Source organism: Pedobacter sp. V48, from assembly GCF_000523515.1.
Taxonomy (GTDB): Bacteria; Bacteroidota; Bacteroidia; order Sphingobacteriales; family Sphingobacteriaceae; genus Pedobacter.
This window is the reverse complement of the sequence record NZ_AWRU01000029.1, coordinates 31,731-44,376: the sequence shown is the minus strand read 5'-3', so window position 1 is coordinate 44,376 and position 12,646 is coordinate 31,731. Positions and strand designations below refer to the sequence as shown.

Genomic DNA, 12,646 nt, shown 5'->3' with positions numbered 1-12,646 from the left:
TGTTAAAATGTCGATTATAAATATTTTATTGATATGAAGAATTTAAAAAATAACATATTCCGGTTGCTGATCATGATCACAGCGGTTACCATATTATATTCCTGTAAAAAGGATACTACCCCAAAACTGACCGATTTGCTGTATGACCTTACAGTGGAGGGTAATCAGGTTGCCTTTAAAACAATAACAACAGGTATTTCATCATACAGGTGGGACTTTGGCGATGGAGGTTCCTCTACCGATGCCAATCCCGTACATGAGTATGCAGGTAAAGGTAAATATGTAACAACACTTTATGCAACAATAAATGGAAGTGTAACGGAGGCCTCTACCGTTATCAGAATTGCTAAAACTTCACCTGTTAAGCTTGATGACAATACCTTGAGTGACTGGGATAAAGTAACTACCAATATCCTTACTGCCGGTCCGGAGGGTGGTATTTTCCGATCAGCTAAATTTGATTACGATGGCAATTTTATTTACATATATGTGGAGATGAATTCTAAAAAAGCCAATGGCGATATCTTCGATTTCTATATTGACTCAGACAATAGTGCCGGCACCGGTTTATTAAGTGCTTATGCGGATGGTGGGTTTGATATTCTGTTGGAGGGGCAATTGTTGAGCTCAGGTGTAGATATCTTCTATCATAATGGTGCKCAAAATAGCTTTAGCTTTGCTCAACAGTCCATTTCAGAGGCTTATAGTGTAGGTGCTATTGCTGAAACGGCTGATACTTTGAAATTTGAAATGCGCATTGCCCGTGGAAAACTGAAGGGACTAACAGGCACTGGAATGCGAATAGGAATTATGGCCACAAAAAGTGATTGGTCGGTAACCCTTGGGAGTATTCCTGATGCCGGAGCTTCGGCATTCCTGCTTGATATGAGTGAGTAGTTTTTAAAATAATTTCTTATGGCTAAAAATATAGCAAATCAATTTGTTGCCGGACGTGTGGTATCCCTTGATGTGATGAGGGGATTAATCATGTTGTTACTTTGTGCAGAGAGTTGCCATTTATATGGAGCCCTTAAAGGTCTTAATCTGGTACAGCCGGCAGCAATACTTATTGAGCAGTTTTTTCATCATCCATGGCATGGATTGCGATTTTGGGATTTGGTACAACCGGCATTTATGTTTATGGCAGGAGCGGCCATGTATATCTCTTATAGCCGCAAACTGGAGAAGGGCAGTAGCTGGGAAAAGAACTGGGGTCATATCATAATCAGGAGTTTTAAGCTTTTCCTTTTTGGTGTTGGACTTCACTGTGTGTATGCAGGGAAGCCAGTTTGGGAACTCTGGAATGTGCTTACTCAGTTGGCTTTTACCACTTTGCTTGCCTACCTGATGATTGGCAAATCGTACAACTGGCAAATCATCAGTTCAGTTGGGTTACTGCTGCTTACGGAAACAATGTACCGTTTGATACTGATGCCAGGTTTCGATCAGCCATTTGTAGAAGGCCATAATTTTGGATCGTATGTAGATACACTACTCATGGGTAAGATCAATCCAGATGGTTGGGTGGCCATAAATGCAATACCGACTGCTGCGCATACAATTTGGGGCGTGCTTGCAGGAAAACTTTTAATTTCAGCGCGATCAGCATCTTATAAAATAAAGGTGCTGATCGGGTTTGGCTTGCTTGCTCTACTGATTGGATTCGGGCTAGACGCTTTACAGATTACCCCAATTATAAAAAGAATAAGCACTAGCTCTTTTGTGTTTGCATCAGGTGGTTGGGTGTTAATTATCCTGGCTGTGGTGTACTGGTTAGTTGACGTAAAGCAATGTGTAAAATACGTTTGGATATGCACTGTAATGGGAATGAATGCCATATTTATCTATATATTTTTCGAAACCATTGGTGTGCAATGGCTGAATGGTGTAGTCGGAATTTTTACAGGAGATATTTTAGCAATGTTGTTTGGATTACGGACTAATGTTAGTGCTGTAGTGACCGCTTTAGTTACACTACTGGTTGAATGGGCACTTTGTTACTGGTTGTACAAGCGTAATATCTTTTTCAAGCTTTAAACAAATTCATTTAGAAAGAAAATCATCATGAATATAAAATTGACCCTTACCTTTTTAATTTTTTCTACGGTTATCCTTTTGTTTGTTAGTTCCTGTAAAGAGGAAAACGAAAGGTTGGTTAAGGTAGAGAAGGTGAATGTAACCTACTCGGAAAGTACCGAAGATTTTCCCTAATCCTGAACGGGGATTTTACCGCTACTCAGAAACCGCTGCAAGTAGCTATACCGTGCTTGACGCAGAAACACTTAAAGCTTATCGCTCGTTACAGGATATTTCTACCGCAAATTACAAAGTATATAGTACACTCGTTTTCAGATATTACATCTTAGATAATGTAACCACCACGAGCATCTCAGAATCTTTTCTGAGTAACATTAAAAAAGATATGGCTGCTGCAAGAACGGCAGGAGTGAAACTGATTCCGCGTTTTGTGTATACTGCTACTGCGCGTCCGGGTAACTGTCCGGAAGGATTTATTTGCCCAACTTATGGTGATGCCGCTAAATCTGTTGTATTGAGCCACATTGCACAACTTAAACCTGTGCTTACAGAGAATGCAGATGTGATTGCTTGTGTGCAGCTCGGATTTATTGGCACCTGGGGAGAGAATTATTATACTGATTTCTTTGGTGATGCCTCTATGAATGGTGGACAGGATAGTAAATTAACAGATCAGAATTGGCGAGACAGGGTAGAGGTATTGAAGGCTTTACTTGCTGCGATGCCAGCCGATCGAATGGTTCAGGTTCGCTACCCACAATTTAAGCAACGTTTTTTGTTCGGCGTAAACTCAGCACTTTCTTCAGCACCACTTGCTGAGCTTATGGCATTCACGATGTCAGACGAATCTCGTATCGGTTTTCATAATGATTGTTTCCTTGCCAGCGCTAATGACTTTGGGACCTATGAGGATTATGGAAATAGCAGTACGCCAAGAACATCAGACGGTATGGTTTTAAATACTTTAAGGGATTATATGAAGGTCGACAGCCGATATGTTGTTGTTGGTGGAGAAACCTGTTCGGATGATTATAGTCTTAACGATTGTGAGCCAGCCGGTAAAGCCCAGGAAGAACTTGCAGCCATGCACTTTAGCTATCTGAATGCTCATTATAATACTGCAGTAAATAATGACTGGCAAACAGGAGGTTGTATGGATAATATTAAGAAAAACCTGGGCTATCGCTTTGTCTTGCAATCTGCAGTTTTACCTGATAATGCTGTGAAAGGCACAAGCTTAAATATAGTGCTCAATGTTAAAAATGTTGGGTATGCATCGCCTTACAATAAAAGAACAATAAAACTGGTTCTAAGGAATAAGGCAAATGGGAGCCTACAATCCTTTGCTCTTGCTACCGATGTAAGGAGATGGCATTCGGGAAGTTTTAAGGTAGAGGAAAGTATAAAAATACCTTCCGAATTTGCAACCGGTGAATATGAAATGCTGCTTCACCTGCCAGATGAGTATGCAAGTATTGCAGATAGGCCCGAGTACTGCATCCGTTTGGCGAATGAAGATGTATGGGAAGCTTCAACAGGTTACAACAAGCTTAATCATATTGTTGCCATTAAATAGTTTCAGTTCCATTTTATTCACCAGGATAATCAATATCCAGGTTGTATTGGTAAAGCAGGCCCGAAAGATTCAATGCAGAAAATTTCGCCTGCTTTACTTTATTGACAGCCGGATCAAGGCTAAAGTTCTTTGCCGTACGGAAGTCTGTTTTCTCTAAAACAGACCTAACAAATGTTGCGCCTGAAAGATCACAGTTATGGAATACGCTTGAGGTTAAATCGCATTCTTCAAAATCAGTTTCTTTAAGTGAACATTCCGTGAAGTTTGTTTTCTTAAGTTTTGTGCCATAAAAAGTTGAATAATCCAGATGGCTCCTGTCGAAATGGAAAGAAAATAAAAACTTGTTGCATTTCGAAAAGTCAATTCCCAGTATTTTACAGCCGGTAAAAGTAACATCCCTAAACCCGGTACCTGTAACCACCGTAAGTGAGAAATTGCATTGTTTAAAATGACAATCCATAAAATCATTGTGGCTTAAATCACTCTTGGAGAAATCACAGTTTACAAATTCGCATTTGATAAATTCCCGGTTCTCCAGTCTCTTTTCTGCATAATTGATGCTATTAAATGTCTTGCCTTCGTGGATTGTAGTCTCGTTGGAATTGTTCATGAAATTAGTTTAAGTTGAGTAATTTGTTTACGATCTGCTCTTTCTTTTCGTCGCTGATGCCATAAAGGCCAAGGTTATCAGCGTACCAAAGTCCATCTGCGACGAGGATAATGATCAGGCCGTTTACATTCAGATTCGCAACTGATCCACCGGCAATATGCTTGGTAAGCCATTCATCCCACATTTCCTTATAGTGCTCATTAATAAGTGCCGCTTGTAAAATGACTTTCATGGTTCTCCTGTAATGTAAATCACTGCTCTTTTTGATAACGAAGCGAAGAAAGGCAATGGGGGCAATGTCATTTCCTGAGGCCTTTTTTTCTTCAATGGTCCAATCTGTCAGTTCAACGAGGCTTTGGCGTACCAGTTCTTCCAGTAGCTCTTCTTTATTGCGAAAATGATGGATAATGCCACCCTTACTCAATCCGGTTTGATCGGAAATAGCTTGAAAAGTAACCTGATGCCAGCTAGCTGTGGCACCTATTTCGGCCGCTATATTAAGGATCAACTGCTTACTCGCTTCCGGATCTTTCTTTCTTTTATATGGATTTTCCATTCTTCAAAGATACCGAACGATTGGTTTGTTTTCAAATTATTTTATACATTTGTCCCCACAATTAGTTGGTTCCCATGTCCAGATACGTCATTATTCTATCCCCTGTAATTAATACGCCAATTGATTTACGGCATGTTTTTGAGGTTATCGATACTTTTTCTGATATCTCAGAGTGGTCTGTTGATCTTGACGACTGTGATAAGATTCTCCGAGTTGTTTGCAACGAGGATATTGGCCGGGAATTGGTCAAGGGAATGGCACGATTAGGAATCATTTCGTCGGTATTAGAGGTTTTTGATGAAAATGGGATTTCTATTATATAAATAGTGCATCAGCATCGTACCTTTATTCAATTAAAAAGAAAAGCTATATGAATACAGAAAAAGCCATTCTGGCGGGCGGTTGTTTTTGGGGGGTAGAAGAACTTATCAGACACCAGCCGGGTGTTATTTCAACGGTGGTTGGATACACTGGAGGCGATGTTCCCAATGCAACTTACCGGAATCATGGAACACATGCTGAAGCCATTGAAATCATATTTGATCCAGCACTTTTATCCTATCGTTCACTCCTTGAATACTTCTTCCAGATCCATGATCCAACAACACGGAACAGACAGGGAAACGACATAGGAACCTCTTATCGGTCAGCCATTTTTTTTATGGATGAAACACAAAGGGAAACCGCTAAGGCTTTAATCGCAGACATGGAAGCTTCTGGTAAATGGCCCGGGCTAATTATAACGGAAATTGTTCCTGTAACCGATTTTTGGAATGCGGAAGAAGAACACCAAAATTACTTGCAGAAGCAGCCATACGGATATACCTGCCACTTTGAAAGACCTGAATGGAAATTAGGTTAGTTGATTTAACTTTCTGTGTTTTGAGCCCCAACTGCTCAAAGTTTCCCATATTGGAATAAGTTCAATACCTATTTCGGTTAATTCGTATTCTACTTTGGGTGGAACTGAGGAATGGAGTGTCCTGGATATGAGTCCATGATATTCCAGTTCTTTTAGTTGTAAGCTTAAAATCCGTTCGGTAATTTTTGGCATTGCATTTTTAAGTTCAGTAAATCGCATCTTTCCCTCCTCAAGTTCTCGCAGGATAAGTACTTTCCATCGACCTCCAAATATTGCTATGGCATATACAAGATCGGAACAATCGCTGATGATTTTGTAATTGATACTATTTGTTGAATTTTCTTTCCTTAATGCCATGGCTTACATTTTTGTTAGTTCCCTACATTGGGTTGTAAAAAAGGCAAATCTATTAGTTAAGATTTATTTTTGACCGAAAATAAAATCAATAATGAAGAAAATTGCATTTGTAGGATGTTTGGGGTTAATTGGAATTATTACAACCGAATTTGGGGTTATTGGTATTTTGCCTCAGATTGCAGACCATTACCATATTTCCATCGATAAAGCAGGTTTGTTATTAAGTGCATTTGCCCTTGTAATTGCATTAACAGGTCCTTTTATGACCCTGTTTACTTCTGGCTTCGACCGGAAAAAGATCATGATGATCAGTATTGCGATGTTTTTGCTTACTGGGGTAGTATCTTCTTTTGCTCCACCTTTTTGGTTGCTGATTATTGTGAGGATATTGCCTGCATTTTTGCAACCTGTATTTATTTCGAATGCTATAGCAGCAGCTGTTGCAAATGCGGATAAATCACAAGAATATCGGCTAGCAGGGATCGTTGTAGGGGGGATTGCAATAGCAATGGTGACTACTGTTCCGTTTGCTACCTATATGGCAAGTATTTTTAACTGGCAGGCATCTTTTGGCGTTCAGGCGATAGTAACTGCCATTGCTTTATTGGGTATTTACAAGATTTTGCCTCCTATGCATCCGCAGGAAAAGAAATCGTATGGAACACAATTGAAGGTGCTAACCAATAGTCGTTTTTTGATCAGCTCTGCAATGAACTTTTTTATGATCGCGGCCTGGTTTTCTACTTACAGTTATTTTGCAGATTATTTGGGTAAGGTTAAAGAGATGGATACTCAAACTATTAGTTACATGATGTTTCTTTTTGGTATTACAGGGATAATATCTAATTGGTTAGCGGGTAAAATGATGAGTAAAAATATTCCGGTTACTATTGCTTTGTTTCTAAGTGGAACGGTATTGATTCCTGTGATGTTGTTTTATTCGGGTGCCAATACCTGGTCTACTGTGTCGGTTATTGCATTATGGGGTTTTTTATATGCTCCTTGTTTTCTGAGTGGGTTTGCTTACATGACTTCTGCCGCCCCGCATGCCCCTGAGTTTGCTAATAGTTTGGCTATCTCATTTGGAAATCTTGGCGTAACGGCGGGAACTGTTGTAAGTGGTTGGTTTATTGCCTCTGTTGGGGTTTCTCAGAGCCCATGGGTGGGTATGGCCTTTGGAATTTTGGCTTTTTTAATGATTATATGGAGGACTTTGCTGGAGCGCAAAAGCGAACTTATTAGTAAATCTAATCAATGTACGGCATAGATCTTTAGTTCATTCTGTTTCTAAAAATGATATCTTTGCAGTCTATCTTTGCAAAACATCCTAAATAATGCTCGTTACAACGTATAGATATCTTTTCTTAATAGTATTCGTACTTTTTTTTTCGTCTTGCTTCCAGGTTGTTGAAGAAATTAATGTCAATAAAACAGGGTCTGGAACAGTAAATTTAACCCTCAATCTGAGTGCGAGTAAAGCCAAGGTGGCATCTCTTATGCTTATGGATAGTATCCAGGGATATAGAGTTCCGTCTAAACAAACTATCCAGAAAGAACTCGAAGAAATTGTTAGTTACCTGAAAAAATCAGAAGGCATTACGAACGTCCAAAAGAAAATGGATTTCGATAATTTCATAGTGAGTGTCTCTTTTGCATTTAAGGATGTTGCCAATATCAATACTGTAAATCAAAATGTGTTAAAGAAGTTAAAGATAAAAGGGCTTAGTAATGCTTCTTATGCTTATGAACCGAAAACCCAGACTTTTCAGCGCAGTTATCAGTATACAAAGGCTACCGTATTAGAATACAATAAGCTTAAACCTGAAGTGAAAAATGTATTTAAAGATGCCTCATACACGAGTATATACAGATTTGAACAATTAATAACCAGCAGTAACAATCCACTGGCAAAGATCTCTAAATCAAAAAAAGCTATAATGATCAATACAGGTATATTAGGTTTAATCAACGGCAAAACTGATATATCGAACAGAATTACACTATCTAAATAATCACTCTATCTATGAACTCTCTTTACAAATGCCTGGTGGCATTAGTTTTCGCAAGTATAACCTTGTCATCTTCTGCTCAAGACCTGGTAAATAAAATACCTGCTGATGCCCTTGCTGTGGCCACAATTAAAGGAAAGAACTTTACCGATCTGATGTCTTTAAAAGAATTTAATAGCACTTTTATCGGAAAAGAAATTTTATCAAAGCTCTCAAAAGGAACGGATAAAGCGGTTAATAGTGTTGAAGACCTGGGGTTTGATTTATCTTCATCATTGTATTACTATAATCTGAGCAACGACAGTATATCCTATAACTGTTTCCTGGTGCCTGTTAAAAATGCCGAACAATTGGAAGCTCTATATACGCAGGCAAATCAAAAGTTTATAGTTAAAAACGGGATTAGATCCTATTATAATTCCGACTCTACAGAAGTGGCTCATTGGAACGACAAGTTCCTGCTGTTTGTTATAGGCACGGGTAAAAGCGGTTATTTTGCAAGACCAGAGGTTGCTGAACGCTTCAAGTTATCTCAAGCGGCTTCTGTTGGACAAGCCGCAGACTCATTGTCGATAGCGGTGCCGGCACAGGATGAGATTGCTGTTGATAGCACCATGGTTGTAGATTCATTAGAAGAGGTTGTGGCTGTTCCAGATACCATTGGGTATGACTATGGTAATACTTTTTTTAAGGATGAGCAGAAAAAGAAAGCTGTTGTTGCTGGTTGGATACAACTTATGGTTGATGATTTCTTTGCCGGCCCAAATACAACATCGATATTAAATAATAAAGATTTCATAAAAAGCATAGATCAACAAGCTGAGGCAACAATTTGGATTGCTGGAGCTGATAAGCTTTTTAATACCTATATGCCATCAACCTATTTAAAAGGTATGAGCTTCTTAAATGGCTATGGAAGTGCTAATGCTAAGCTTTTTCTTGAAGATAAATCGATTAGGATTAATACAAGCATGGCCTTTAGTGATGAAATTGCAGGGGTTTTTAAGAAAGTACTTAAAAGGAAACTGAACAAACGGTTCTTAAAATACATAAATGAAGATAAAGCAATTGGTTATCTGGCCTATGCTATGGATACTAAGGCCTATCTTGAGCAATATCCTAAACTGATGTCAAAAATTTATGGGTCAGTTTACGCCGATGAAATAGGAATGGCTGCTGATCTGTTTTCTCTTTTGCTTGATGAAGGGGCGATAAGTAAAGTAGTAAAGGGAGATGGACTCTTCCTTTTTAACGGCTTGTCGCAAAAGGAAGTTACTTATAAATCAATGGATTATAATGAAGAAAACTTTGAAAGCAAAGAAATAACAAAGATCAAGAAGGAAACATTGCCGGACTTTTTATTTATGATGTCAAGTGAGGACACTCGTTTGATTGACAAACTTATTGCTTATGGTGTAAAAAAAGAACTGGTTAAAAACAGCTCAGGATATTATGAACTGTCGGTTCCTAAAAGTCCCCTTGCACTTTATTTTATGATTAAAGAAGGAATTATTTTCTTTGGGACCAATAAAAAAGATATGCAGGATATTGCGGGAAACAGATATGTTGCCAATGTTTCCCGCAAGCACAGGAAAGTATTAATGAATACCAATTATGCAGGCTATTTCAGCGCTAAGAAGCTATTCGGAAAGATTTCTGTTGAAGAGTTTGCCAGCACAAAAAAACTTGAAAAACTTAATAATGTATTGGATTCAATGGGCGACATTTATTTGAAATCGAATCCGATTAAGGGTAATATATATTCGGGTGAAATTAGCATGGATATTCCTTCCAATCAACAAAATGCTTTAAAGTACTTATTCTCACTTGTTGAAGACGCGCAAAAATAAATTACTTAGTGGTGGTATAATACTGATACTAGCGGGAGTTGTTTTAATACTGGCGTCTGTTTATGGGTATTTCAAATTCAGGGAATATAAATCCTATCAGGAAGTTATTCATGCTGACGCCTCTCTTATTGTTAAGATAGATGTTGATAAGATCTATAAAACAATGGTTTTGGATTATCTTAATAACCCATCGTATTATATGGGAAAAAATGATGATGAACTTAAAACTGGTTTAGCCATACCAGGGAATGTTTTTATTTATACTGTTGGTTCCAAATCTTACAAAACCTATTTCTGCTCTTTGCCTATAGCAGATTTAACTTTACTGAAACAATTTATTAAGCAAAGGCTCGGTGTAAATACGTTTAAAAACGCAGGACATGGCATTACATTGGCAACTTCAAAAGATGGAAAACTTACCGCTGCTTTTAATTTGAAAACATTTGCAGTTGCATATACACTCAAAAATGAAAATGTAGTAGATATACTTATCGATCTGTTAGACAAGAAAAATCTATTATCTGATAAAGATCAGAAAATTGCAAGCTTAAAAAATGCAAACACACATTTGACTTATGCTTTTAAAGGGTATACTGGAGCAGGAGAATTTAAGGATGGGGTAATTCATTTGAATGGCTATTTTAATTTCGATGATCTTGATATTCAAGGCAAGGTATTTACTCATAGGGTGTTTGATAAGCATGCCTCAATAAAAATGTGGCTTAATGCCCGTCTTTTGAATGGTAAACCTTACTCAGAAATTCAAATTAAAGGCCACAGAATTTATCCCGATAGCTTATTGAAATATTATCAGGGCTATCTGGATTTAGAATTTGCGGGTGTTGTTAATCAGATTGATACTGTGGTTACCTATGAGTATAATGATGATTTTGAGAAGGAAGAGGTAAGGAGTTTACGTGCTGCCCAGGTGCCAGGTATAATAGGTACTACCCGTGCGCAATCTAAACCTTTAATCAATTATCTGGTTAAGGAAGGATTACTAGATACTTGTGGTGTAATCAGTAGACAGGTGTTTCCCTTGTATACTTTGTATGGTAAAAATGATACTGGATTTTTTACGCTCAGTACAGATAGGAATATTAAGGTGAGCACATTAAGTGAAAAATCTCCATACTTTTTCTACTTCGAAATGGATTTTAATCACCTTAATGGATTGCGCCAATTTCCATTATTGGAAAAGTATACAAAGTCATTGGACATGATTCGTATAAAAGCGATTAACACAAGTAAAGAAAAGAAATATTTTGAAATGGATCTAAATTTTAAAATGGGAAACATTAACGCCTTAGCGCAATTGTTTTAGATTCTATAGGTTTTAGAATTATTTATTAAGTTTACTATTGAAATAAGCAGTTAAACCAATGGAACATAAAGCAATATCCATCAGGCCATTTATCGGGGCCAAAGATTTTGAACTTTCAAGGAGTTTCTACAGAGACCTTGGTTTTGATGAAACAGTTCTTACACCTGATATGTCTGTTTTTAAAACAGAGCGTATAGCGTTTTACCTTCAGAACGCCTATGTAAAGGATTGGGTAGATAATACTATGATTTTTTTAGAGGTTGAAGATGTTGACAAATATTGGCAAGAGCTTTTAGCTCTTAACCTTAGTACTAAATATAAAAATGCAAAGCTCGTTCCAATACGTGTTGATCATTGGGGCAAAGAATGTTTTTTGCATGATCCCTCCGGAATTCTCTGGCACTTTGGTGAATTTTTTAAAAGTTAATCGCTTCCCCATTTAAAGAAGTATTTGTGACATAATTTATATTACTTACATTTGCATAACTGATTATGTAATTGATTATATATATGAAACTATTTGAGAAAACGGGGAAAATGGCTCTGGGCAGTCGGCTAAGATTACTGACTTCAAAAGTAACTGAAGACGCAGCGCAGATTTATGAATTATATAAAGTAGAATTTTCTCCAAAGTGGTTCCCGGTGTTTTTTGTTCTTTCAGAAGAGGGAGAAAAAACCATAACTGAAATCGCAACGGAGATAAGTCATTCACAACCTTCGGTTAGTAAAATAATTCAGGAGATGACAGTTGCCGGAATTGTTCAGGAAAATAGAGCGTCGTCTGATAAACGCAGAAACCTTGTCGCATTAACCACGAAAGGGATGGCGCTTTCGGATAAGATAAAAGTTCAGTGTATAGATGTAGATGCCGCCATTGAAAGTGTTATTTTGGAAGCCAGGCACAACCTGTGGGAAGCGATAGAAGAATGGGAATTCTTGTTGGAGCAAAAATCATTGCTTAGAAGAGTGCAGGAACAAAAGAAACTTCGTGAAAGTAAAGATGTACAGATTGTGTCCTATGAAGACCAGTATCAAGCTGCCTTTAGATCCCTTAACAAAGAATGGATCTCTACATATTTCCAAATGGAAGAGGCAGATTATAAGGCCTTAGATAATCCAAAGGAATACATTTTGGATAAGGGCGGAAAGATATTTGTGGCTCTATATGAAAATGAACCTGTGGGTGTTTGTGCACTTATCAAAATGAACGATCCGGATTACGATTTTGAACTCGCAAAAATGGCAGTTTCGCCTAAGATCCAGGGGAAAAGTATTGGCTGGTTGCTTGGTCAAACGGTTATGAATGCCGCAAGGGAATTGGGGGCATCGAAAGTTTATCTAGAAAGTAATACTATATTGAAACCTGCTATTAACCTATATCATAAGTTGGGATTCAAGAAAGTAATAGGCCGAGCAACACCTTATGAGCGATGCAATATTCAAATGGAATTACAACTGAAATAAC

The 12,646-nt window shown here is 37.9% G+C and carries 14 protein-coding genes; 11 read left to right on the top strand and 3 right to left on the bottom strand.

Annotated elements, in window-relative coordinates:
- Window positions 1-33: 33 nt before the first annotated feature.
- The 3 genes from N824_RS19690 to N824_RS19680 all read left to right on the top strand — a co-directional run bounded on the left by N824_RS19690 (window position 34) and on the right by N824_RS19680 (window position 3,613).
- Window positions 34-897, top strand: a complete 864-nt coding sequence (locus tag N824_RS19690; RefSeq protein WP_048906864.1) for a PKD domain-containing protein — start codon at window positions 34-36, stop codon at window positions 895-897.
- Between the two features lie 18 nt (window positions 898-915).
- Complete coding sequence (locus tag N824_RS19685) at window positions 916-2,037, top strand: acyltransferase family protein (RefSeq protein ID WP_048906863.1); 1,122 nt, start codon at window positions 916-918, stop codon at window positions 2,035-2,037.
- Window positions 2,038-2,263: 226 nt separating this feature from the next.
- A complete protein-coding gene (locus N824_RS19680) occupies window positions 2,264-3,613 on the top strand; it encodes a DUF4832 domain-containing protein (RefSeq protein WP_152542410.1) in 1,350 nt (449 codons plus the stop codon).
- Window positions 3,614-3,626: 13 nt separating this feature from the next.
- Here N824_RS19680 and N824_RS19675 read toward each other — a convergent pair whose 3' ends face one another.
- Together N824_RS19675 and N824_RS19670 are read right to left on the bottom strand one after the other, a co-directional pair.
- Window positions 3,627-4,223 carry a pentapeptide repeat-containing protein gene (locus N824_RS19675; RefSeq protein ID WP_048906862.1) on the bottom strand — a complete coding sequence of 199 codons (597 nt, stop codon included), beginning with the start codon at window positions 4,221-4,223 and terminating at the stop codon, window positions 3,627-3,629.
- Window positions 4,224-4,227: 4 nt separating this feature from the next.
- On the bottom strand, window positions 4,228-4,779 hold the full coding sequence (locus N824_RS19670; protein ID WP_048906861.1) for a TetR/AcrR family transcriptional regulator: 552 nt from the start codon (window positions 4,777-4,779) through the stop codon (window positions 4,228-4,230).
- 74 nt (window positions 4,780-4,853) lie between these two features.
- On the opposite strand from N824_RS19670, the gene N824_RS19665 reads away from it, so the two are divergent.
- Both N824_RS19665 and msrA read left to right on the top strand, forming a co-directional pair.
- Window positions 4,854-5,102: a hypothetical protein gene (locus N824_RS19665; protein WP_048906860.1), complete on the top strand. Its 249-nt coding sequence runs from the start codon at window positions 4,854-4,856 to the stop codon at window positions 5,100-5,102.
- A gap of 47 nt (window positions 5,103-5,149) precedes the next feature.
- Window positions 5,150-5,641 carry a peptide-methionine (S)-S-oxide reductase MsrA gene (gene msrA / locus N824_RS19660; protein ID WP_048906859.1) on the top strand — a complete coding sequence of 164 codons (492 nt, stop codon included), beginning with the start codon at window positions 5,150-5,152 and terminating at the stop codon, window positions 5,639-5,641.
- On the opposite strand, the gene N824_RS19655 is transcribed toward msrA, so the two are convergent.
- Window positions 5,633-5,998, bottom strand: a complete 366-nt coding sequence (locus N824_RS19655; RefSeq protein ID WP_048906858.1) for a helix-turn-helix domain-containing protein — start codon at window positions 5,996-5,998, stop codon at window positions 5,633-5,635. The two genes, msrA and N824_RS19655, sit on opposite strands and share 9 nt — an antisense overlap.
- Before the next feature lie 91 nt (window positions 5,999-6,089).
- On the opposite strand from N824_RS19655, the gene N824_RS19650 reads away from it, so the two are divergent.
- The 6 genes from N824_RS19650 to N824_RS19625 all read left to right on the top strand — a co-directional run bounded on the left by N824_RS19650 (window position 6,090) and on the right by N824_RS19625 (window position 12,645).
- Window positions 6,090-7,265: an MFS transporter gene (locus N824_RS19650; protein WP_048906857.1), complete on the top strand. Its 1,176-nt coding sequence runs from the start codon at window positions 6,090-6,092 to the stop codon at window positions 7,263-7,265.
- Window positions 7,266-7,332: 67 nt separating this feature from the next.
- The gene (locus tag N824_RS19645) at window positions 7,333-8,010 is read left to right on the top strand and encodes a hypothetical protein (RefSeq protein WP_048906856.1); all 678 of its coding nucleotides are present in this window, start codon (window positions 7,333-7,335) and stop codon (window positions 8,008-8,010) included.
- An 11-nt stretch (window positions 8,011-8,021) separates the two neighbouring features.
- A complete protein-coding gene (locus N824_RS19640) occupies window positions 8,022-9,857 on the top strand; it encodes a hypothetical protein (protein WP_048906855.1) in 1,836 nt (611 codons plus the stop codon).
- Window positions 9,838-11,181 (top strand): hypothetical protein, encoded by a 1,344-nt coding sequence (locus N824_RS19635; protein WP_048906854.1) that lies wholly within the window; start codon window positions 9,838-9,840, stop codon window positions 11,179-11,181. The genes N824_RS19640 and N824_RS19635 overlap by 20 nt, the downstream gene beginning before the upstream one ends.
- 58 nt (window positions 11,182-11,239) lie before the next feature.
- Window positions 11,240-11,608: a glyoxalase gene (locus N824_RS19630; RefSeq protein WP_048906853.1), complete on the top strand. Its 369-nt coding sequence runs from the start codon at window positions 11,240-11,242 to the stop codon at window positions 11,606-11,608.
- A gap of 83 nt (window positions 11,609-11,691) precedes the next feature.
- Window positions 11,692-12,645, top strand: coding sequence for a bifunctional helix-turn-helix transcriptional regulator/GNAT family N-acetyltransferase (locus N824_RS19625; RefSeq protein ID WP_048906852.1), 954 nt, complete (start codon window positions 11,692-11,694; stop codon window positions 12,643-12,645).
- Window position 12,646: the final 1 nt, after the last annotated feature.